This window comes from Bdellovibrio sp. HCB2-146, assembly GCF_047345725.1.
Taxonomy (GTDB): Bacteria; Bdellovibrionota; Bdellovibrionia; order Bdellovibrionales; family Bdellovibrionaceae; genus Bdellovibrio.
In genome coordinates, this window is sequence record NZ_JBLEQP010000001.1 from 1,532,649 (window position 1) to 1,555,415 (window position 22,767).

23 protein-coding genes are annotated in these 22,767 nt (G+C 45.0%); 6 read left to right on the forward strand and 17 right to left on the reverse strand.

Annotated features, from left to right (window positions below):
- Nucleotides 1-7: 7 nt before the first annotated feature.
- From ACLWOR_RS07550 to ACLWOR_RS07625, 16 genes are all read right to left on the reverse strand, one after another.
- Nucleotides 8-1,660 (reverse strand): DUF6531 domain-containing protein, encoded by a 1,653-nt coding sequence (locus ACLWOR_RS07550; protein ID WP_413940087.1) that lies wholly within the window; start codon nucleotides 1,658-1,660, stop codon nucleotides 8-10.
- A 41-nt stretch (nucleotides 1,661-1,701) separates the two neighbouring features.
- Complete coding sequence (locus ACLWOR_RS07555) at nucleotides 1,702-2,577, reverse strand: type II secretion system F family protein (RefSeq protein WP_413940088.1); 876 nt, start codon at nucleotides 2,575-2,577, stop codon at nucleotides 1,702-1,704.
- Between the two features lie 3 nt (nucleotides 2,578-2,580).
- Nucleotides 2,581-4,800: an ATPase, T2SS/T4P/T4SS family gene (locus ACLWOR_RS07560; RefSeq protein WP_413940089.1), complete on the reverse strand. Its 2,220-nt coding sequence runs from the start codon at nucleotides 4,798-4,800 to the stop codon at nucleotides 2,581-2,583.
- Between the two features lie 82 nt (nucleotides 4,801-4,882).
- Complete coding sequence (locus ACLWOR_RS07565) at nucleotides 4,883-6,442, reverse strand: BON domain-containing protein (RefSeq protein WP_413940090.1); 1,560 nt, start codon at nucleotides 6,440-6,442, stop codon at nucleotides 4,883-4,885.
- A 39-nt stretch (nucleotides 6,443-6,481) separates the two neighbouring features.
- Complete coding sequence (gene cpaB, locus ACLWOR_RS07570) at nucleotides 6,482-7,405, reverse strand: Flp pilus assembly protein CpaB (RefSeq protein WP_413940091.1); 924 nt, start codon at nucleotides 7,403-7,405, stop codon at nucleotides 6,482-6,484.
- A 17-nt stretch (nucleotides 7,406-7,422) separates the two neighbouring features.
- Nucleotides 7,423-7,941 carry a hypothetical protein gene (locus ACLWOR_RS07575; RefSeq protein WP_413940092.1) on the reverse strand — a complete coding sequence of 173 codons (519 nt, stop codon included), beginning with the start codon at nucleotides 7,939-7,941 and terminating at the stop codon, nucleotides 7,423-7,425.
- Nucleotides 7,935-8,582 carry a hypothetical protein gene (locus ACLWOR_RS07580; RefSeq protein WP_413940093.1) on the reverse strand — a complete coding sequence of 216 codons (648 nt, stop codon included), beginning with the start codon at nucleotides 8,580-8,582 and terminating at the stop codon, nucleotides 7,935-7,937. Before ACLWOR_RS07580 ends, ACLWOR_RS07575 begins: the two co-directional genes overlap by 7 nt.
- Before the next feature lie 12 nt (nucleotides 8,583-8,594).
- Nucleotides 8,595-8,849: a hypothetical protein gene (locus ACLWOR_RS07585; protein ID WP_413940094.1), complete on the reverse strand. Its 255-nt coding sequence runs from the start codon at nucleotides 8,847-8,849 to the stop codon at nucleotides 8,595-8,597.
- The gene (locus ACLWOR_RS07590) at nucleotides 8,846-9,034 is read right to left on the reverse strand and encodes a hypothetical protein (protein ID WP_413940095.1); all 189 of its coding nucleotides are present in this window, start codon (nucleotides 9,032-9,034) and stop codon (nucleotides 8,846-8,848) included. The genes ACLWOR_RS07585 and ACLWOR_RS07590 overlap by 4 nt, the downstream gene beginning before the upstream one ends.
- Nucleotides 9,035-9,064: 30 nt before the next feature.
- Entirely contained in the window at nucleotides 9,065-9,247 is a 183-nt protein-coding gene (locus ACLWOR_RS07595) for a Flp1 family type IVb pilin (RefSeq protein ID WP_413940096.1), read from the reverse strand.
- 168 nt (nucleotides 9,248-9,415) lie between these two features.
- The gene (locus ACLWOR_RS07600; RefSeq protein WP_413940097.1) at nucleotides 9,416-9,721 is read right to left on the reverse strand and encodes a hypothetical protein; all 306 of its coding nucleotides are present in this window, start codon (nucleotides 9,719-9,721) and stop codon (nucleotides 9,416-9,418) included.
- Nucleotides 9,722-9,736: 15 nt separating this feature from the next.
- A complete protein-coding gene (locus tag ACLWOR_RS07605; RefSeq protein WP_413940098.1) occupies nucleotides 9,737-11,221 on the reverse strand; it encodes a methyl-accepting chemotaxis protein in 1,485 nt (494 codons plus the stop codon).
- 282 nt (nucleotides 11,222-11,503) lie between these two features.
- Nucleotides 11,504-12,022 (reverse strand): hypoxanthine phosphoribosyltransferase, encoded by a 519-nt coding sequence (gene hpt / locus ACLWOR_RS07610; RefSeq protein WP_413940099.1) that lies wholly within the window; start codon nucleotides 12,020-12,022, stop codon nucleotides 11,504-11,506.
- 16 nt (nucleotides 12,023-12,038) lie between these two features.
- The gene (locus tag ACLWOR_RS07615) at nucleotides 12,039-12,761 is read right to left on the reverse strand and encodes a tetratricopeptide repeat protein (RefSeq protein ID WP_413940100.1); all 723 of its coding nucleotides are present in this window, start codon (nucleotides 12,759-12,761) and stop codon (nucleotides 12,039-12,041) included.
- Nucleotides 12,761-13,501 (reverse strand): outer membrane protein assembly factor BamD, encoded by a 741-nt coding sequence (locus ACLWOR_RS07620; protein WP_413940101.1) that lies wholly within the window; start codon nucleotides 13,499-13,501, stop codon nucleotides 12,761-12,763. The genes ACLWOR_RS07615 and ACLWOR_RS07620 overlap by 1 nt, the downstream gene beginning before the upstream one ends.
- Nucleotides 13,502-13,535: 34 nt before the next feature.
- Nucleotides 13,536-14,321: a tetratricopeptide repeat protein gene (locus tag ACLWOR_RS07625; RefSeq protein WP_413940102.1), complete on the reverse strand. Its 786-nt coding sequence runs from the start codon at nucleotides 14,319-14,321 to the stop codon at nucleotides 13,536-13,538.
- Between the two features lie 131 nt (nucleotides 14,322-14,452).
- Here ACLWOR_RS07625 and ACLWOR_RS07630 point away from each other — a divergent pair, with 131 nt between their 5' ends.
- From ACLWOR_RS07630 to mltG, 5 genes are read left to right on the forward strand one after another with little or no spacing between them, the layout of a single operon-like run.
- Nucleotides 14,453-15,829 carry an aminotransferase class III-fold pyridoxal phosphate-dependent enzyme gene (locus tag ACLWOR_RS07630; RefSeq protein WP_413940103.1) on the forward strand — a complete coding sequence of 459 codons (1,377 nt, stop codon included), beginning with the start codon at nucleotides 14,453-14,455 and terminating at the stop codon, nucleotides 15,827-15,829.
- Complete coding sequence (locus tag ACLWOR_RS07635; protein ID WP_413940104.1) at nucleotides 15,830-17,176, forward strand: M20 family metallopeptidase; 1,347 nt, start codon at nucleotides 15,830-15,832, stop codon at nucleotides 17,174-17,176.
- Entirely contained in the window at nucleotides 17,173-18,201 is a 1,029-nt protein-coding gene (locus tag ACLWOR_RS07640; RefSeq protein ID WP_413940105.1) for an arginine N-succinyltransferase, read from the forward strand. The genes ACLWOR_RS07635 and ACLWOR_RS07640 overlap by 4 nt, the downstream gene beginning before the upstream one ends.
- A 2-nt stretch (nucleotides 18,202-18,203) precedes the next feature.
- Nucleotides 18,204-19,721, forward strand: coding sequence for a succinylglutamate-semialdehyde dehydrogenase (locus tag ACLWOR_RS07645; protein WP_413940106.1), 1,518 nt, complete (start codon nucleotides 18,204-18,206; stop codon nucleotides 19,719-19,721).
- Nucleotides 19,721-20,803, forward strand: coding sequence for an endolytic transglycosylase MltG (mltG, locus tag ACLWOR_RS07650; RefSeq protein WP_413940107.1), 1,083 nt, complete (start codon nucleotides 19,721-19,723; stop codon nucleotides 20,801-20,803). Before ACLWOR_RS07645 ends, mltG begins: the two co-directional genes overlap by 1 nt.
- Nucleotide 20,804: 1 nt before the next feature.
- Here the strand turns inward: mltG and ACLWOR_RS07655 are convergent, their stop codons facing one another.
- Nucleotides 20,805-21,299 carry a hypothetical protein gene (locus ACLWOR_RS07655; RefSeq protein WP_413940108.1) on the reverse strand — a complete coding sequence of 165 codons (495 nt, stop codon included), beginning with the start codon at nucleotides 21,297-21,299 and terminating at the stop codon, nucleotides 20,805-20,807.
- A 91-nt stretch (nucleotides 21,300-21,390) separates the two neighbouring features.
- Between ACLWOR_RS07655 and lysC the strand changes: the two genes are divergently transcribed.
- Entirely contained in the window at nucleotides 21,391-22,758 is a 1,368-nt protein-coding gene (gene lysC, locus ACLWOR_RS07660; RefSeq protein ID WP_413940109.1) for a lysine-sensitive aspartokinase 3, read from the forward strand.
- Nucleotides 22,759-22,767 lie beyond the last annotated feature (9 nt).

The window sequence follows — 22,767 nt, forward strand, 5'->3', positions numbered from 1 at the left end:
CCTAATCCTAAAGATAAAGCTCTGCCGTAGCAGGGGAAATAATATCTAGTAAATTATTAAAGGTGCTAGCAACTTGCATCGCGACTGAAGGGCCTTCCTTACTGTCGACCTTGTTGATCTCACCGCTTGGTTTATAGCTCACTTGGATAGTACCAAGTCCTGGGCGAGTGACAACGGATGGTTTTCCATAGCGCTCTTCGTATTCGATTTTCACAACTTTCTTCGCTTGATCTGTGATCGTTGCGATACGGCCGCGGTTATCATAAGTCATAGATATTTTCTGACCATCTGAGTTTTGAGCGAAAACGAGGTTGCCCTTGCTGTCGTACTTAAACTGAGTGTTGCGGTCACCAACTTTTTTGCCTTTTTCATCAAACACCGTAGTTGCTACAGAAGCGACTTTACGGCTGGCTTGATCATATGCAAACGTCAAACGTGTATTGCCACTGGCTTTGGTTTTAACAAGACCATCTGGGAAATATTCGTAAGTAATACGATCTGAGTTACGACGGATCGACGTCGGTTTGCCAAACACTTCATGATAAGAAATGTCTGTTACGCTGCCGTTCACATTCGTAAGAACACGTTGGAGGTAGTATTGACCGTCATCACGTTGTTTGTGCCAGAACTCGTATCTGTTATCGGCAATCACTTCCTTGCCGCAGACTTTCTTAATTGTCGACCAGTAGTGATTCTTTGGATCGTTCGTTGAAGACTCGTACTTATAAGACTCTAAGCATTTGTCACGATCTGTAAAGCTTGTAACCCAGTCCATTTTTTTATCGTACTTCAAGGAGATAAATGTTTTATCCGGCCAAGTAGCTTTGGTTAAGTTGTGAAGTTCGTCGTATTCGTAAGTATAAGTTTTTAACCAAGCATTTTTAACCGTTGAAAGGTCATCAAGATTTGCGAATTTGTATTCAGCAGTTAATCCATTAGGACCGACAATCGATTTCACTTTTTTGTTTTGATAGTACTTAAAGCTCAAACGACGACCGTTATTATCTTCAATTTTTGCAATCGAGTCTTTGTCGTACTCAAATTTTAGGAAGTTATTATTCTTATCATAGATATGAGTCAACTTTCCTTGCAGGCTGTAGCGTTGAGCGCTGCCGTCTGGAAGGTTACGTGTGTAGTAAGTTTTATTGAAAGTGAAGTATTCAACTTCTTTTCCATTCGCATAGAACTTCGTGCCTTCGCGAATTGGTACAGTCATACCGTATTGACGAGCATATTTCGCACGCAAACTGTCATCTTCAAGTAGTTGGGCCTTCAAGTTATCAAAGTAAGCTTGAGTTTGACCGACTTTCTTTTCAGCTTTGATTTTTGCAATGACGCCGTTAATGGTTTTATCAACGTCGGCACGAGTGATTTCACGAGGAGAATAGCTGATCTCAAGACCGCCACCACATTCTGTGACTTTGATGTTACCTTCTGCAGTAACTTCCATATTTGTTTCGAAATCAGAACACCAACCGAAACCAAACATACCGTTGAAAAGTGAACGACTGTTGTAAGTACGAACGATCTTCAGATCGTAACCCGCACCTGGAACGTCCATATCAATCCACGTGTTCGAGTAGTTGGCATTTTTCATATCCACAAGAGCAAACGCTTGGGCAGAAAAAAGAAAAGCGAAAGCCAAAAGTGCTTTATTCATTACGAGTACCTCTTCCCTGAAACCCTTTAGAAACTGACGAACTACACTTTAATAGTAACAAGTTTTTTGATTACGACGCCACCGATAATTTGAAGAGTGAGCATCACGAAGAGCAACACTAGACCAAGGGTTGTGGTGAACATGGGTTTGATAAAGTTCGAATCGATGACTAAAAAGACAGCCATCAATATAAATGGAATAAGAGTGACGATAATACCTTGCATGAGGCCTTGTGCCGTCAAAGCCTGAATTTTTTTCTCTACCTTTTGGCGTTCGCGGATGACCGTGACTATGGTCGCGAAAGTTTCAGCCAAGTTACCACCGGTCTCTTTTAAGATATTGATCGAGGTTACAAACATCTGCACGTCAGGACGTGGGATGCGGTTTCCAAGGTCATTCAGGGCACTCTCAAAACTGTCACCGACTTGCATTTGGTAAAGAACTTGCGCGAACTCTTGGCTGATCGGTGCACCCATGATTTCTACAACACGCTTCATTGATTCTTGTGGATTAGATCCAGCTTTAATACCGTTGGCCATAATGGTAAGGCCATCGACCATTTGATCTGTAAAGCGTGAGCAGCGCTGCTCATACATCATCTTCATGATAAGAAGTGGCAACTGCCAACCCGCGATTGTGAGTGAAGCGCCAAAGATAAGACCCATGACAACACTTGGCCAGAGCGCAAGGAATGCCAATGCTCCCAAACCAAAGCTCATCAGCAGAATGAGGATCGTGACTTTTTTCTCGTCAACGTCCATTCCCATCAAACGCATCAAGCGAATGACTTCTGCCTTTTGCCCTAAACTTCTTTTGTGCAACCATCCGATTGTTTTATCAGACCACATCAGGACGATGACAAAGATGCAGATACCAAAAGCGGGAATGAAAATCCATTCGTTAAGTAAAAAGCTCATCTATTACCCCGATTTTTTCATCGGCGGAATTCCGCCCGGCATTTTTGGTGCCGTTGGAGCAGGTGGTTGAGTTTTTTGTGAAGTCACTGCAGGGTTGTTCGTCGCGGGATCATTCGAGAAGATCTCACGTGGAATCACAACGCCTTTATCGCTGAGCTTTTGGATAAAGCTTGGAATCGTACCAGTTGCCTGGAAAACCCCTTGGATCTTACGATTCTTATCGTAGCCCGTTTCTTTAAAACGGAAAATCTCAGCCAGTGTCACGACATCGCCTTGCATACCAGCGACCTCCGTGATCGAAAGAATCTTACGGCTGCCATCAGAGAGACGGGAAATCTGCACAATCAAATTCACCGCGCCTGCGATTTGTTCGCGGATCGCACGAATTGGAAGTTCCATCCCAGACATCATACAAAGAGTCTCAAGACGGGCAATACATTCACGGGGACTGTTGGCGTGAGTTGTCGTCATCGAACCGTCATGACCTGTGTTCATCGCTTGCAACATATCAAGAGCGGCACCATCACGGCACTCACCCACGATGATGCGATCGGGACGCATACGCAGGGCATTTTTGATCAAATCACGAATCGAAATAGCATTTGATCCTTCCATAGAAGCAGGACGAGTCTCCAGACGCACCACGTGCTCCTGTTGCAATTGCAGCTCGGCCGCATCCTCGACTGTGATGACACGTTCGTTGGAAGGGATAAAGGAAGAAAGCATATTCAGTAAAGACGTTTTACCGGAACCTGTACCGCCAGAGATCACGATATTGAGACCGTTCTCTGAACAAATACGAAGAAAGTCGATCATGTTTTTCGTGATACTTCCGTACTCGATATATTTTTCCGGAGTGATACCACCTTTTTTAAATTTACGAATTGTCAGAGCTGGTCCATCAATCGCTAAAGGTTCAATGACGGCGTTCACACGGGATCCGTCTTTCAAACGAGCATCCACGTAAGGGACCGAGTCATTGATCTGACGACCGAGTGGCGTCACGATACGCTCGATAATACGGCGAAGGTGATCATTGGAGGTAAAAGTGACGGGACTTAATTGCACCTTGCCACTTTTCTCGATAAAGATTTTTTTGAAACCGTTGACCATGATCTCGGAAACCGCGCTATCAGCAAGCAAGTCTTCTAAAGGCCCAAGACCTAATGCTTCCTCTAAAACTTCTTTGATAATTTTAGATCGCTCTTCACGAGCCACATCTGGAGCCTCTTTGTCGACGATCAATGTAATTTCACGTTTTGTTTTTTCGCGAATTTCTTTTTCTTTAGATTCGTCTTTGCCCGTATCAACTAAGAGCTTCTTCAGATCCACGGTGCGGATCAATTCATTGTGCACACGGATTTTAAGAAGCGTGCGCGCATCCACTCCTGCCATTGGCACTGGAGAGTTGCCACCAGCGGCTGCCTCTGCTGCAGGAGGCGCGGGTTTGGGGCGGCTCAGAGTTTTAAGTCTTTGCAGAACACCACCAGTCAGGCGGCGAGTGAGATCATAGTAAGCTGCCGTGATGGGAGCTTTAGGAGCTGCCAGCACGAACGGTGTGTATTTTTGTAGAGCCATCATGGTTGTTGGCTCGTCTTGTGGAATCACACCTAAGAAAGGCAATTGCAATTGATTGGAAATGGCTTGCGGAGAAAGCCCTGAAGGAGAAGCCTTATTCACAACCAATTGGAACATGTCTTTCGGAAAAGTCGCGGAAAGAAGTTCGTTAATCAAACGCTGAGTTTGTGTCACAACCAAAACTTCCGGAGAAGTCACGATCATGATCGCAGTGGCCTCTTGGAGTACTGCCATTTGAATCGGGCCCAAATCATTGCCGACATCGACGACAACGAATTTGAAAGCGCGACTGAAAAACTCCATGAGTTTTCCTAAAAGATCCGGAGAAATATTCAGAGATTCTTCTGGCCCACGAACAGCACCCAGATAGGCAAGGCCTGAGCTATGCATCGTCACGAGACTGTTCATCGGTTGAGAATTTAAAGATCCTTGGAAGCCTGCAAGTTCTTTCAGAGTCTTTTGCGGTTTAAGACCCATGATGACGTTTTGATCGCCCACGCTCTTAGAGTCAGCATCGATCAAAAGAACTTGGCTGCGAAGCTCTGTCATCAGCGTGCAAGCAAAGTTGGCCGCGAAAACGGATTTACCAACCCCGCCTTTACCACCAACAACAGCAATTAAATTACAATTCGGATTAATAGCCAAATCGGACCTCCGCCTTTGTCTTTTCGGCAGAAACGAAAGGTCCGTTTACGCGACTTTAGATGAGATACATCTCAAATCGTATTTATTCGCGGAAACGGAACTTCTTCTTCGTTTGCTCGACTCCCGCACTGGCAGAAGCCTTCACGATGGGAGTGACGAACACAACAAATTGGCTTTGTTGTTTGATGAAGTCCTTAGATGCATACAAGCTGATGATAGGGTTCTTTTGTCCAGATGGACGGTTGTAACCCGTGCTCGTCGAGTTTCTGATCAAACCACCGACGGCCGCACTTTGACGGTCACGGACGGTTACAGTACTCGCCATCTCATTGGCGCTTGTAATCGGTGCCCCACCCGGAGTATTACCCACAAGGCTTGAAACCTTAAAGGACATTTCCATGTGAACGCTGCCAGACTTTTCACCAATCAATGTCGGTGTGATCGCAGTCACGATACCTACTTCGGCAAATGCCGTTCCTTGCGCGCCATCTTTACCGATAACACTGTAAGGTTGGTTCGTTACCTGTTTGATCTCACCTTTTTTACCGTCTTCAACAATCACGCTTGTGCTTTGTAAGATACGCGCGTGTCCGTGTTGCTTCGCCCAGTTGAGTTTCGGCAACAAGTTTGAAATTGTACCTGTGATCGTGCTTATCACACCACCGGCCTCACTGCCTCCCGTTTGGAAAGTCATTTGCGAGTTGTCACCCAGTTCCGGAGTGAACTGGAACTTAAAGGCTTTTGAATAGTCTTTGTTCAACTCAACATAGTGAAGAACCAGCTGAATCATTTTGCTTGGTGGTTTTGGTGCAGCTTCCTTGATTTGGATCAAGTTGATGACACCGTCATTTGCAGGCTTACGTTTTTTGATCACGCCTTTTTCTTCCGCCGCTTCAATCACGATATCCGGAAGATAGGTTTTAGCGATGATCTCGGCACGTTTTGATTCTTCATCACTGTTTGCCCAGCCTTGTAGAATGATTTTTTCATTCACGGCACGGACCTCGATCTCTGGATTGTTGATGTCACGAGAGATGAACTCAGCGATTTTCTTTTGCGCAAGAGGGCTCAATGTAACAAGCGATGAAGCTTGTTCACTGAACTGTTGAACAACGTTATAGATACGAGCAAGGTCCTTCGGTAAAAGGATCTGACCGTCAACGACAACCTTATTATTCACGATTTTAAGATTAATACCTTCGATATCACCTAAAAGCGCACGCATCTCGCGAACCACTTTATCGAGTTTGCTTTTCTTAACGTCGATACGATATTCGGCAACGATTTTACCATTGCGTTTATCGTGGATTGTCAGAGTCGCAAAACCTTCTGCTTTTGGAATAAAGCGAAGCACGCCAAGGTCTTTCGCGTAAGATGCTGTGACGATACGACGGAAATCCCCTTTGAATTCCACATTGCCTGGAATGGGTGGGAGTTTTTCGTCTTGTTCAATCCCGAGTGTCAGATTTACGAATTTACGAGAGCGGAAGGAGCCTTCTTTAGCCTCTTCAGCCGTTGCCGTCATCTCAGCTTCTTCAGCTGTTTTATTGGACGTGGGTTCAGCAACAAGCTCATCCTGTGCCTGCGCAGCCTTTGCTCCCATCACAAGGAGCAAACTTATTGCTAGCAGTTTTGGTCCCATAAATCCCCCTTAAAAATCCTTCAAACAAAAAAGTTCCGCTTACAGAGTCTGAAATCCACCGCGACGTTGTTGAGACGGCGCAGTCCGCTGCTGTTGCTGCGGAGGAGCGTAACTAGGACGTTGTGGTTGTTGCATCATTGGTTGTACCGGCATCGCTGGAGCTGTTGGCGCATCAAGTGCGACCATTGGTCTTCCAGTTACGGAATCTGCGGTCGAGCTTGGCATACGTGGAGGTACCGCTCTGTCATTCGGATTACGAAGAGCAAAGAAGATATTCCCCGGAGCCGTCGAAAGAATATAGAACAAATCTTGAGCTTCTTTCGGAGTCGCTTCAACTGTGATCGTTGTATATTTCGTGTCGCCCGTAAGAGCGATCTGATTCAAGTTCTTACCTGTTGAATCCAATTCAAACATCCGTGGAATGTTATTCACCACACTCACGCCCGTTGCCAAGACAACAGCGTCATTCATCATTGTGAAAACTTCGCGACGTTGAGCCACACCTTTACCAGTATCAACCGCAGCATAGATATCCACACGATCACCAGGGCGAATCAATTTCGCAACACCACGAACTTCATCCACTGGAATCGTCACAGCACGTTTACTAGGAGCCACTTGCAATGAAATCCCTGTGTCAGGTCCTGGAGTCAGAAGGTTATTTTTCACAACCATTTGACCTTTACGAATTGGAACAGCAGCCACGTTACCGATGATTTCATCCGGCACTGTAATGGCGTCTGGCTGAATAAAGTCAGCAGGTAATTCTTTTGTTTCGACCATCGTATCGTAGATAGTTTGCATTTCAGCGATATCTTCTTTCGCAACGACGACACGTTTTGTAGAGCCGAAACGCTTGTCGTACTCTGCTTTCTTTTCTTGCGAGTAGCTATAAAGCAAGATCGTGGCGAAGATGCCTGCGCCGATGGAAAGCCATAAATTTCTTGTCTCATTCGATCCCATATCGTCCTACATCTTTCTTAGCTGCCGCTCTCGCCGCATTGAGATTTCAGGCATATGCCGTACACAGTTCGAAGCCAAATAGGGTTCACGCCTACAGTTTCGTTTCGGGTTTCCCGGAGACTGCGAACATTTCTGTTATGCTCCGCCGAGGTGTTACCCACAACATCAGCTGCGCGTTTTGACGTATTCATAAAATCAATTAAGCGAGTCGTCGCAAACCAAGTGCTGGTTCCTGCTTTTTTGTCAGAAGCAATAGCATGCGTCCTGAACTGCATATCAACGTAATTAACTTTGGAGTTCGTGGACGAAAGCCCCACGTTGTTACGGAAATAATTTAGGTTTGAACGATTTCTAAATGTTTCAAATGCATAGTTTCTAGCGGCAATTGAATTTAAAATACCGGTGTGAATTGCGCCGAAGAAACCGATTGAGAAATTTACGAACAAAACGATCACGACGATGATAGGAATCATCTCGAAGATCGCCATGCCTTTTTCATTATTAATCACGGAGGATTTTTTTGTACGCTTTAGCATCCGTTATCCTCCAATGGTTTGTATTCGCGCTCTCCATTTCGACCCAAAACACCATAGCGTGAATCGAGTTGAAGAATCGCATTGTAGCGAACGGCCATTTGCAAGGACTGACATTCTTGCTGAGTCGGTTCGCGGATAAGAAGACCTGTGACCTTAGCTGTGAAACCTTCGCCATTTGGTTCCGTGCTCGTCGATCCGAGGAAGGGAATTTTCATATTTAAAACACGCGCCGTGAAATCAAGGCGCACACCGATTTGTGGAATACGATCTTCCTGATAAGTATATTCATCAGAGAAAGTCGCACCATCTGTTCCGCCACCGCGTACATCCAAGTTAGAAAGCTGAAACCAGCCGCCATCAGGATTATTAAAAAGAGGTTGCAGAATCGGGTTGTTGATAAGTTCTTTGAATTTATCGTTGGCCATTTGTTTTTGCGTCGCTTGATCGTACTGTGCAGCTGCATGAGCTCTTGCAGAAGAGTAAGCGATATATTGTGCGACTTCGGCCATTGAGAGCGAGAAATTGAGAGCGAACAAAACCATGCACAGCCCTGCACACAGGATAAGTGCGAAAAGAAACTCTGCCGAAAGCATTCCTCGGGAGTTTCGAATTGGTTTTGAGAAGTTTTTCAACGCTCTCATATCCTCCTCAAACTACTGACTGGGATCTAACGAGATCCCGCGGTTGAAAGTGTTGGGATGCTTCGTCGCACCTACGGTACGCGTTTCCCAGACACCAGTTTCAATCATAACCGCCACTTTTTCCCACGGACCTGAAATCAACTTGGCGAGGAATTTTCCTTCACGGAGTTGTCCCATGCCCCACGTGAAAAGGCCGATGGTGACAATCATCATCAGCACAGTCTCAATGAGAAATTGACCACGACGGTCCTTCATAGGATTCATCATTGGTCACTTGTCCATTCTTGGCTGTTTCCTTTAGGTTTGAAGCCATCACCAGTAGCGAGTTGTTGCTCCACGCGAGCGGCCAAACGAGGGCCGGATTCGCGAAATGCATTCGCAGGGGCTGTCATAAAAACTTTCAGCCCGATAAAGAATGCAGCAAAAAGCAACAACACGTATTCGATAGTCATCCAACCTCCAAGTAGGAGAAATCAGTTGGATTACTGAACTTCGCCAATCATGCCTTGAAGTTCAGAAATCTTACCAGATACAGTTTCTTTGATTTGGTTTTTAAACATTAGAACCAAAGCAACAACGACAACTAGCAAGAGGATGTACTCTGTAGCTCCTTGGCCGGACTGATTCTTCAATAGCTTTCTAGAAAAGTTCTTAAACTTTTTCATGGATGTTCCCCCTTAAGACTTTTATCGGCTAATTTTGGGAATCTCTTAAGGGACAGATTGCATTTTCGTAGGATCTTTGTCCGTGCCTCAAACCGAGATGTCTCAAAATGAGAAGAGGAAGTCACCTCTGACCTCCTCTTCAATCGTAATGCAACTCTGGGTTGAGACTTACTTACATTCAGCTTTATCACTGAAAGTCTTACCTAGGTCCTTGCCGTCGAATTTTCCAGAGACTGTCTTTTCAGTCAGTGTTCCCTTGCGGATGATTTTGGAGCTTTTTTCTGCGAACTTCATGCAAGCATCGGCAGAGTCTAGCTTCTTCGTCTCTTCAGTTGGGTTTTTTCCGTTATAAGGTTTCATTGCTTCAGTTTCTTTACCTGCACAGGCTTTGCGATCAATAGAAATCACGCAGTCACCGGCAAAAGCAAATTGTGAAGCCAAGCAAAGGGCTACAACAAGAGTGGTTTTTTTCATGGATATCTCCTTATTTTAGGCCGCCTCTGAGATTTTTTCGTCAGAGTCGGTGTTTAATTGATTGTTTTCAGTTAGTACTTGAGACGAGCGCCCGACGAGCACATTCAGTGAACGCATCATTTCAGTTAATTTTTCAGATTGAGTTCGCATGTCTTCAGAAGAAGAAGTGACCGAAGTCATTGAAGAGGCTACGCCTTGAAGACTTTGGTCGATATGAGTCAGGGCTTTGTTCACTTGCTCGATCCCTTGAGATTGCTCTGCAGAGCCCTCGGCCACTTGCTGGATCAGACCTGAAACCTTATGGGTATTTTCAACTATGATCTTAAGAGCCTTTTCACTTTCGGCAGCAAAGTGCACGCCGCTTTTTGTTTTTTCGCTCGATTCGCGAATCAAGTGATTGATGTCTTTTCCGGCTTGTGCGGATTTTTGCGCCAGCGCACGTACAGCATCGGCGACAACAGCAAAACCTTTGCCTTGTTCTCCGGCGCGCGCGGCTTCGACTGCTGCATTTAAAGCCAGAAGATTTGTTTGAAAGGCAATGTCGTCAATGAGGCCCAAGATTTCTTCGATTCTTTTCGAGCTTTCGGAAATTTCGGCAATAACAGAGATCAGATCTTGAAGTTGTTTTTGCCCGGCGTGAACAGAAGCTTGTCCTTCTTTAGAAAGTTCAGAAGCCTGGTTGGAGTTCAGAGAGTTTTGACGAACAGTTGCAGTCAGTTCTTCCATCGTTGCGACGATTTCTTCAAGTGACGCGGCTGTCGCTGTTGAACTCGTGGAGATGCGATCGCTTGTGCTGACCAGTTCATGAGCCCCTTGATTGACAACGTCCGAACTGGAGTTTAAGCCGTCGGCTACATCCTTCAAGGATCTTTGCATCACCCGGATATTCCAGAAGCTCGTACCGAGACCGAGAAAGATAGAGGCCACGATCATCGAGATCAGTAGGTAAAACGTGAAACGGAATGATGAAGAGACTTTTTCGCTCATCGCGACGCCGGCCATATAGCTATTGTCAGTCAGCCCTTTGAGTTTTTCGTAGACGGTTTTGAAATGTTTTTCGGAACTTCCTTGAAGGATTTCTTCTGCCAACTTGGTGTTTTCTTGATCGATAGCCGCTTTGAATTGGTCGCTATCAGCAACGTAGGCATCCCAAGCCTCTTGGAACTCGGTAAAAGATTTTTGTAGTTCGGGTGTGGTGAGAAGAGGTTCTAGAACCTTTGAATAAATGGTGATATTCCCCATCAAGGAGTCCATCTCTTCTAGGATAATTTTTCTTTCGTCAGTCGACTGGGTCGCCAACAGGTTGAATTCATATTTACGGTAATTGCTGACATTGATATTGATATCCGCAGCCTTGCCAACGGCAGGCAACCAAACTTCACCAATTTCAGAGTTTACTTTGTTCTGAGAGTAGAGTCGTTCAAGCGAGAATAGGTTTGTTGCTAGCGCTGAAAGTAGCAGCATTCCGACGACCAAAAGGATCCGCTTTTTTAAAGACATGTGTGGCCTCCGAAGCAACTTGTCGGAGGGATATTCGCAAAGATAGGGCCAGATCATGTTCTTAGACATGAACGCGAGGTTTCTAATTTTATATAAATTGACTAAAGTTTGGTTTCATCGACCAAAGTCATAGAGATGATTGACGAAAGTCCTAAGTCATCCTAAATTGTGGCTTCACCCCACAGGAGATTCAGCCATGCCAAGACAACTTGTATTTCTCTATGCGTTTTGTGTCGTTATTTTGTTCGTAGTAAACGTCGTCGTTTCTTAGTTCTTCGTTTCTTAGTTCTTCATAGTGTAGATATCGGGATAATTTCTGCCGATTTCTTCTGAATCCATCCCGTAACCAACCACATAACGATCGTCAATAGTTCGGCCGATGTAGTCAGCCTTAATAGGCAATTCACGGCGTGCTGGTTTATCTAACAAAGTCACAATTTTCAATGACGCTGGAGCAGACGCAAACAAACGGCTGCGCAAGAAGCTCAAAGTACGACCCGTATCGATGATTTCTTCAACAATGATCACATGCTTACCTGCGATATTCGTTGAGATGTCCTTTACGATCTTAATCGCTCCGCCACGCTCAACTGCTTGCACATGAACGAAATCAACTTGTTGAGGAAGATCCAATTGGCGCATCAAATCCGCAGTAAAATGAATTGAACCGCGAAGAGGGCAAATGAAGACAACTTCTTTCCCTTCGTAATCAGACTGAATCTCTTTTGCCAATTGGCTGACGAGCTCAGCGATTTCGTCTTGAGTAAGAAATGGAAACATTTGCTGCTTAAGCTGTGCCATGTGTGCTGCCCCTAAATTACAAATCTATTGATGTGATGCCAGCCGCTTGCGCCATTTTCAAATAGCGTAGCGCTTCGGGATGATGTGGATCCCGAATGAGAATATTCTCCCATTGTTCTGTGGCTTCAGCAATGTTGTTTGAGTTGTAGTAGATCGCCCCAAGCTTTAGGCGAGCTGGAATAAGGTGTGGGAACTCACGAATCAAAGCTTTAAGGTCTTTGATTGCGCGCTCTGGTTGGCCCAATTGAACATAAACTTCGGCCACGCGTAGTGTGATTTCTGATTTGCGGCTGGAAAGTTTCTGCGCTTTCAAAAGTTGCTCAAGAGCTTCATTGTAACGCTTGTATTGGAAGTAAAGGTCCGCAAGTTCTTCGTGCTTAGAAGCAAGCTTCTCATCAACGAAAGGATCTTGTTTGCCAGATTTCTTTTCAAGTTGAGCCTGAGCATCGAAAAAGACCTGCTTGCCTTCATCGTATTTACCCAAGTCATTCAAGATAATGGAAAGACCGACGCTTGCGTCTGTGTATGTCGGATCAATTTCAAGCGCGCGCTTAAACGTTTTAATCGCTTTGCTGAATTGCCCTTTGTCGTAAAAAATCGTCGCCAACATCTGATAAACTTCAGGGTTGCGCGTATTTTGTAACAACATTTGATTCAAGATGGGTTCTGCCATCTTGTAGTTGCCGTTGATAAAATATCCGCGGGCTTCTGAAAGCATGTCGTCTTGAAGGTGATTCATTATCTTGTCTCCTTCATAACGTCGCGCTCTTCGCTACTGCCAGGAAATTCCTTTGCAAGAAGACCGTTGTATTTTTCAAATTTCGCAGTGTCGTTAATTTTGTAAGCACAGATCGCCGCGCGAGAAAGTGCTTTGGCATCAAAGCCCAAGCCTTTGTAGACGTTGTAAAGACCTTCGTAGCGACCGAGAGCGCTATCATAGATTTTACGTTTGAAGTAAAAATCGGCGATATATTCTTCTTTTTCAGCGAGCATTTTGATTGTCGCTGTACGCTTCTCTTTAGCTTCGTTCACATACTCTGAGTTCGGATATTTCTTAATAAGTTCCGATAGATTGAGGATCGTATCGCTTGCTTGAGTTAAGTCGCGATCGATCGAAGAAGGTAACTGGTTAAAGAAGCTCATGCCGATGCGGAATTGAACGTAGTCAGCATTGGGAACTGTCGGGTGAAGTTCTTTAAACATTTGATACGCAACTTGTGCTTCTGCATAAGATTCTTGTTTGTAGTACACGTCCGCAATCGCAAGTTCTGATTTCGTTGCGAAGTTGCTGTACGGGAATTTATTTTTCACTTCCGTATAGCGACGAATAGCTTCTTCGTATCTTTCACCTTCGTCGTATTCTTGAGCGATACCGAACGCGCCCTCTGGTGTGCTAGAGTTTTTTTCCGTTGTGGAGCACGAAATGAGTGACCCACAGGCGATAGCAAGAATGATTATGACTCGGAGCGTTTTCAACATAGACCTCGATCATATTTTGGTCCAGGACTCCCTGTCAACGCGTCATAATTAAAGAGCTTTTTTTGATCCATCCCGTAAGAGATCCCGGGTATGTCACCTGCGCCCAATCATCTTGAAAACCAAGGACTAAAACCTCAGCTCCACTATAGAGTTCAAGGACAACAGCTTGGTTGTCGCCAGGGGCAGTTTGCAAAGAAATATGTTCTTCAATAATGGTTCCGCGAATTTGACGCGAATCGTGGATTTTCAGAAGTAAAAGACATGTAAAAAGCACAAATCCTAAAGAGTAAAGCGAGGCTAACACTGGAAAACCAGGAAGCGCGCTTTCTTCGGTCAGAGCTTTTTTGCGACGACCGACATAATTGAGCAGGGCCCAACCGGCTGCGAAAAAAAGAAGGCCGGTCACCGCAAGATAAGCCGTAAGAGGAATTGGTTGCAGAAGATATTTTCGCGCACTTTCGTAGGCTTCGATTTGATGCGGAACTTCTTTGATCTCCATTTGCGATAAAATAAACTTATGTGCCTGTTGCGCTGTGAGAAGATCGGGTTCGATCGCCAAAGCTCTGCGTAAAAGTCCGAGGGCAACCGCTTTTTTTCCCAACTGAAACTGGGCTAAAGCCAAGTTCGTCATAGTCGTGGAGTTGCGCGGGTCCATATCCAGAGATTTTTGAAACGACTCTTGTGCTTTTGCGTAATCTTTCGCGATGTAAAGACGTGTTCCTTCTTGGAATAATTGCTGCGGGCTTTCCTGTTGTGCAAAAACCATAGAGGGCAAAACTAAAAATAGAAAGAACACAGAGAGTAAATTCGACTTCGACATAGCTTTTCAAGTCTATAGATAAAAGTCCCTCTGTGTCTACCGGTCGCTTGTATAAGTCCTGCCCCAGGAGTAAACTGGTCAGGCATTCAATAATGGGTCTAGTTTATAAATACAGTCCCGCGAAAGGTCATATGAGTTCTCTTGTTGGTCATCAGATTAAACAATCCGAAACAGTTCAAAAATTAATTCAAGATCTTGTTGGTGAAGTGACGAAGCTCAACTCACAAATCACGGCTCCACGTGAAGCCTCTGGCGAATTCAAAGACGCCGGGAAACAAAAAATTGATCAAACTGGTTTGTTGCGTGGTCGTCCACTTCACTACCCGTATATGGGAACTGGTGCGGGTCGCGGACCTTTCGTTGAACTTGAAGATGGCAGTGTGAAATTGGATTTGATCAATGGTATCGGTATTCACTTGATGGGTCACTCTCACCCACGTGTGATCGCTGCTGCTGTTCGTGGTTCACTGTCTGATATTTTGACCCAAGGTAATTTGCAACCAAACAACGAATACCGTTTGTTCACAGAAAAACTTGTACAGATCGCTAGTAAAAAAAGCCGCATGAAATATGCCTGGATTGCAACTTGCGGAACAATGGCGAATGAAAACGCCTTGAAACTCACTCGTCAAAAACATTCGCCAGCTCGTTATGTGATGGGCTTTAAAGACGCTTTCGCAGGTCGTTCAACAATGATGGCGGAAGTAACGGACAACCCGGCATATAAACAGGGCTTACCAGAGTATAACGAAGTTTTGCGCATTCCGTTTTATGACAAAAAAGATCCACGTTCTGCAGAGAAATCTTTGAACGCGATGAAGGAACACGTTGCTAAACACGAAGGTCAAATTTCTGTTTTTGGTTTTGAACCAATGTTGGGTGAAGGTGGTTATCAAGCTGCTCCTCGTGAATTCTTTATTCCAATGCTTGAGTTCTGTAAATCAAAAGGCATCGCAATTTGGATGGACGAAGTTCAAACATTCACTCGCACGGGTGAGTACTTTGCATTTGAAACTTTGGATTTGGGCCAATACGTGGATATCTGCACGATTGCAAAAACAGCGCAAATTGGCGCCACTCTTTACACTGAAGAATACAATCCGAAACCAGGTTTGATCGCAGGAACATTCTCTGGCTCGACTCCTTCACTGTGCGCGGGTATGGAAATGCTTGATATGCTGGGTGAAGGTTTCTTGGGGCCTAATGGTCGCATCAACCAAATTCACAGACGTTTCATTGATGGCTTCAACCGTTTGAATGAAACAACTTGCAAGGGCTTGGCTCAAGATGCGGGTGGTTTGGGACTGATGATTGCATTCACGCCGCTTGATGGAAAAAAAGAAACAGTAAATGCCTTCTTGAATAAACTTTTCGCCAACGGAGTGATTGCATTCCCTTGTGGTAAAGATCCAGTGCGCGCTCGTTTCTTGGTTCCAGCGATTATCAAAGATGAAGAAATCGATTTGGCGCTTAAGATCATCGAAAAAACTTTGATCGAAGGTGTGTAGTTGGAATTTATTGAGGCTTGCAGGCAGCTCATTTCTCTAGATAGCACGCCTTCCCACGGAAATAAGGAAGTCGCGCGTTGGGCAGCTGCGTTCTGTCGCCAGCGTGGCCTGCAAGTTGAAGAGCAAGAGGAAATTGTGGGTGATCTTGAGCAGGTTAATATTATTGCTCGTCACTCTAGCGAGCGCCCCGGCGCAGAGTTCTTATTGCAAACGCATTTGGATACTGTGGACCCGGGTCCGTTTTCTCTTTGGACAGACACGAGTGCTAATCCGTTTGAGGCTCATATCATTGATGGAAAAATCTTTGGGTTGGGCTCCGCTGACGTCAAGTTGGACTTTTTGTGCAAGCTTGAGGCGATGGCACAGTTTAAAGGACGTACAGATTGGAAGCTTCCACCAGTATTGGTGGGGACTTTCGGCGAAGAGACCGGAATGCAAGGAGCACTGAAGCTTATTCGCAAAAATAAAATTGCTGCGAAGATGGCGATTATCAGTGAGCCGAGTGATTTGCAGTTGATAACAGCAGCTAAAGGTTTTGCGAGCGTTGAAATTCGTATTCCTTTTTCAGCTGAAGAAATGACTTACCGTCAAGAGCACAACCTGCGTGAAAGCACTTCGACACAGTCGAAACTGTTCCGTGGTCAAGCAGCTCACTCTTCAACTCCACATTTGGGCGAGAGCGCCATTGTGAAGATGATGGAGTATCTAATGATGTTGCCGGATTCCGTAAACATCATGGAAATCGACGGCGGAATTAATTTTAATACGGTTCCAAGTCATGCATTTTTAGAGATTGATATGAATTCGCAATTTGAAAATCCAATTGCGAAAAGAATCGCGAGTATTTACCGCGCACTGAAAACCTTGGAATTGGAATTCCTCAGTCATAGGGACAATGATTTCCATCCAAGTACTCCAACTTTGAACATTGGACTTGTTCGTACGAATGAAGACGATGTGCAGATTACCGGAACGTGTCGCATTCCACCTGTGATCGCGCATGAAACTTATGAAGGTTGGATGGATCAATTGCGACAGGCCTGTGAGGCCAATGGCGCTGTCTTTCGTGTGAATGATTACAAAAAGCCATTCCGCACGGAGACAACATCAATTTTGGCAAAGGGCTGTTTGGACGAATTGAGAAATATGGGCTTGAATGATAAGCCGATTAGTCAGTCGTCGACAAATGAAGCCAGTATTTTTTCCCGAGTGGGAATTGAATGTGTGTGTTTTGGCCCGGGCAAACGCGAAGGCAATATGCACACACCGCGAGAGAATGTGGCCATCGCGGATTTAGAAAAGGCCGTAGAATTTTATAAGAAAGTCATCGAAAGGTTTTGTATATGAGTTTCATAATACGCTCAGTCCGACACGATGATTTGTCTCAATTGGTGGATCTCGCGAAGCAGTTCAATCTTTTGAACTTACCGGGAGATAAAAAAGTTATCAGCGCAAAGATTGATCGCAGCGAACAGTCTTTCGCTGGAAAACTTCCGAAACACCAAGCTGAGTATTTGTTTGTGTTGGAAGATGTTGAAGAAAAGCAAGTTGTGGGAAGCTCTTTGGTTCTTGCGAAACATGGATCAGATGAAGTGCCTCATTCTTACTTCAAAATTTTAAAGAGAGATCATTTTTCTCAGGATCTCGGTATCGGTTTTATTCATCAAGTTTTGCGCTTTCAATTGGACTTTGACGGGCCAACAGAAATCGGAGGACTTCTTGTCGATAAAACATATCGTCGTCGTCCCGAAAAACTAGGAAAACAAATCAGTTTGGCGCGGTTCCTTTACATGGGTCTATATCCAGACCGATTTGAAAACCGTGTGTTGTGTGAACTCACTCCGCCACTTACTGAAGAAGGTCGAAGTGAATTCTGGGAATCTCTGGGCCGTCGTTTCACAGGCCTTCCGTATCAAGAAGCTGACTTACTCAGCCAATCTCATAAAGAATTTATCGAAAGCCTGTTCCCGCAAGAAGATATCTATCTGTGCTTGTTGGATGCGAAGGCTCGTTTGGTTTTAGGCCGCGTTGGTGAAGCTACAAAACCGGCGCAGCATTTGCTTGAGAGTATTGGATTTAGCTATTTGGACGAAGTCGATCCTTTTGATGGGGGACCTCACTATGGCGCCAATACATCTGAGATTTTGCCCATTAAGTACGGTCGTAGATTAAAAGTAACTGAGTTTTCAGATGCTTCTTACAAAGAGCAATCTTTGGTTGCGACGACGCAAGAAGAGTTTAGAGCCAGTCTTTGTTCAGTGGATATTCGCGGCAGCGAAGTGGCATTAAACCCGAAATCACGCCAGCTTCTTGAAGTGGAAATCGGCGAAGAAGTTTTTGTTTCTCCTTTCAATTACAACAGAGGTAAATAACCATGAGCACAACCATCTATCCAATTTCTTACAAGGGTGACTTTATCAACGGAAAATTTGTTCCGGTGACGAAAGGTGATGGAGAATTCAAAGACATCAGTCCTGCGGATTTGAACGACATGGTTATGGTCGTTCCTTTTAAACACGATCATATTGATGAAGCGTGTATCGCAGCGAAAAAGGCCTATCCTGCATGGGGCATGCTGACTGTTGAAGAGCGCAAGTCTTACATTTTGCGTTTGAAAGAACTTTTTGACGCTCACACGGATCAGATGGCGCAAATCATTGCACGTGATACGGGCAAGGCGATGTGGGACGCGCTCACTGAAGCGAAAAACCTGGGTGCGAAGATCGACGTGACTTTGAATCAGTCCATGAAGCTGGTCCAAGAAGAGCGCATCACAAATGCTCTTCCGCAAGTAGACGGAGTGATCCGTCATCGTTCGCGTGGTGTGATGGCTGTTGTGGGACCATTTAACTTCCCGGCGCATTTACCGAATGGTCACATTATTCCTTCGTTGATTGCCGGCAACACGGTTGTCTTTAAACCGTCAGAGCAAACTCCAGCGGTCGGGCAATTCTATGCTGAGCTTTTTGAAAAAGCTCAGTTCCCTGCAGGTGTTTTCAACCTTGTACAAGGTGATGGCGCCGCCGGTGGACGTTTGGTTGCGAGCGAACACGTAGACGGCGTTTTGTTCACGGGCTCTTACGAAGTTGGTTTGAAAATTAAACAGGAAACTCTCACGCACTATTGGAAAATCTTAGCTCTTGAAATGGGTGGTAAGAACGCCACTGTAGTTTGGGATGATGCGGATATGGACAAGGCGATCTATGAAACGTTGGTGGGAGCTTACATGAGCTCTGGTCAACGTTGCTCAGGAACAAGTCGCGTGATCTTGCATCCTAAAATTGCCGAGCAATTTACTGAAAAATTCTATCAAGCAGCAAAACGTTTGACGATCGGTCACTGGAGCGAAAATCCATTCATGGGGCCACTTATCAACGGTGCCGCTGTTGAAAAGTATATTCGCTTCCAAGAAATCGCAAACCGCGAACACTGCGAAAGCTTGATGCGTGGTAAAGCCTTGGATTTAAAACACAAGGGGCATTACGTAACGCCGTCGATCCACTTGGTAAATAAATTTGATCCAAACAGCGTTTATCAAAAAAGTGAAATCTTTGGTCCAAACGTAGCGATCTACCAATCAGATAACTTTGATGAAGTCATGAATATCGTGAACTCGACGGGTTATGGCTTGGTGATGGCACTGTTTAGTAAAAACAAAGAGCTTTACGAAGAGGCCTTGTTCAAGGCTCGCGTAGGTCTTTTGAACTGGAATCGGACAACGAATGGAGCAAGCTCTCGTTTGCCATTTGGTGGTATGGGTAAATCTGGTAACGACAGAGCTTCGGCTCACTATGCGATTCAATATTGCACAGTGCCTGTTGCCAGCCTTGAAGATCCGACAGCTTTTGACTTGTCGAAAGCTCTTCCAGGTATGAATTTGGATTGGAAATAATGAGTAAGTCAGTTCGTACAATGATCATTGCCGTTCTAGTTTTCATCGTCCTTGCGGGCGGTGGGCTTGGCTATATTGCTTATAGTTTTTTAAACAGTCCTCCGGGTTATGGAACGACCGGTATCGTATTTGAAGTCGAACCCGGAAAAAGCTTTAACACCGTGGCTGCTGAGCTTGAGCAACAGGGGCTTGTAAAAAACGCGACAATGTTCAGTTTGTATGCGCGTTTAACGGGGGATCGTTCAAAACTCAAAGTAGGCCAATATCAACTCAATCAGATGATGCGCCCTCGTGAAGTTCTGGATGTGATCATCTCTGGAAAAAGTATCGCGAAGGGCTTCACGGTCAGCGAGGGCCTTAGCACTTATGAAATTGCTGAACTTTATCAACGTCAAGGCTACGGAACGGCCGAAGAATTTTTCCGTCTGACTCGCGATCCGCAATTGATTCAATTATTGCTGGGTGAACAACACGACAGCCTTGAAGGCTATTTGTTTCCAGAAACTTACATGCTGACCAAGTTCACGGACACAAGAACACTGATCTCAAACATGGTGAAGCGCTTTTTGATCGTTTACGGGGAAGTGACGGCAGGAAAATCAAATCTTGGCATGACTCGCCATCAGATCGTGACGCTTTCGAGTATTATCGAAAAAGAAACCGGTGCCCCTGAGGAGCGTCCGATGATTTCTTCGGTTTTCCATAATCGTTTGGCAAAGGGAATGCGCTTGCAGACGGACCCTACCGTGATCTACGGGAAAGCTTTGGTGCTCGGGAAAATCGTTATCAATATTACTAAGAATGATCTTCTAACGCCGACGCCTTACAATACTTATACAATCAATGGTCTTCCACCAGGACCGATTGCAAATCCGGGCAGAGAAGCCTTGGCCGCCGCCATTGCGCCAGCCCAAACTGATTATTTGTTCTTCGTTAGTCAAAATGACGGAACACATGTTTTCTCAAACAGTTATGAAAATCATAATAAGGCTGTTCAAAGATTTCAGCTGAATCGCAAAGCGCGTGAGGGCAAGTCTTGGAGAGATCTCAATAAGAACCGAGCAGCAGGCGAAGTAAAATAATTTACTGAGCCTGAGTTCCCTCTGGAGCATTCACTCTATCAAAATTCTTGGATGCTCTGTTGTACTTAAAGATATTCAGTCGTGGCACCATTTGGTCATTGTAAGTCGGTGCGACAACTTCCATCGTGCCATCTTGATCAACATCAGTCAGAGCTAAATTCGTCGCATTTCCATTCACGACAAAATAACCATCGCGATTTTCAAACAATGGGATCCTTGCTAGGAGAGTGTTTTCGCTACCCTCGTCGTCTGAATAGATCTCCAAAGTGAGAGCATCTTTGGTGCGAATTTTAAGAATTGTGACTTTGGGACCTTCCGGAGAGATGCTGCCTGATACTTTTGCCAGAATGACTCGTTCGTTGGGAATCAAAGCGTCCTTCACAGCAGTTCGGAAGCTGGGAACTATCGCCACCGTGAGAAGGGTCATGGCGATAATGGCCAAAACGGCCATCAAGGTGATTTCTTTTTTCTGGAAAGTCGAATCTTGTGAAGTCATGACTCAAAGTGTGCCACAAAAGTCGTTGAATGAAAAAGCAGAAAAGACTTAAGATTTTGGTTCCCGAACTGTGTCGGGTCGAGGAGTGAGCGTGAAACAAGTGATTGTATCAAAATTTGGTGGAACTTCCATGGGTGATGCCCAATGCATGCTTCGTAGTGCGGAAGTCGCATTTAAACAAGACTCTTGCGTTGTCGTCGTTTCGGCAACTTCGGGAACAACGAATGATTTGATCGCACTTGGTAAGACCGCAGAAAAACAATCATGGAAGGAAGCAGAAATTCTTCTAACGAAGATTCGCGATCGCCATTTAAAAATTGCCGAAGATCTCAAATTGAATCCAACTTCTTCCGCAGAGTTGAGAAACCTTTTTGACGAAATGGAATCTTTAGCTAAAGGGATCAACCTTTTAAAAGATTGTTCTGTGAAGGCCATGGACACCTTGCAGAGCCTGGGCGAGCGCATGTCGTCTGTCCTTTGCACAGAAGCGATGAACACCGTTCTTCGTAATAATAAATCATCAAAGCAGGCCGTATTGTTCGACGTGCGGGATGTTTTGCGCACCGACGATGCGTTTAGCAAAGCTCGCCCTATCACCGCTGAGGTCGAGCGTCTGTGTACTGAGAAATTGTCATTCGTAAAACAAGGAAAACACGTGGCTGTAACCCAAGGTTTTATTGGGAAAACAGCGGATGGAATGACGACGACTTTAGGCCGCGGAGGCAGTGATTATTCTGCGGCAATTTTGGCTGAAGGCATTCACGCCGATATTCTTGAAATTTGGACAGATGTTGCGGGTATTGCGACAACGGATCCACGAATTTGTCCCAAAGCAAAACCAATTGCAGAAATTTCTTTTACTGAAACTTCAGAGCTGGCAACATTCGGTGCAAAAGTTTTACATCCAGCCACTTTGCTTCCAGCGATGCGCAAAAATATTCCAGTGTTTGTGGGTTCTAGCTTTGATGCGGAAGCACGTGGGACTTGGGTTCGCCGTGAGGTGAAAGATCACCCTCTTATTCGCGCGATGGCTATGCGTAAAAAGCAAATACTGGTGACGATTTCGACTCCCGAGATGTTGCATGCGCATGGTTTCTTATTCCAAATCTTTAAAGTTTTTAACGATCACAAAGTCAGTATCGATGCAATTACGACATCTGAAATCTCCGTCAGCGTGACGTTGGACGACTCGACTTTGATGAATACGAAGCTCATCGAAGATCTTTCGAAGTTTGCTGATGTACAGGTCGAAGAAAATCTCTGCCTGATTTCTTTGATTGGGAATAACATCAATCACACAGCAGGTTTAGCGAAACAGATTTTTGATAAAATCGGGAATATCAATGTGCGCATGATCTGCTTGGGTGCAAGCAAGCATAACTTCTGCTTCCTTGTGAATGAAGATCAGGCGGTTGAAACAATTCAACGCCTCCACGCCGGCTTTATTGAAAACCACTAGTAGGGAATT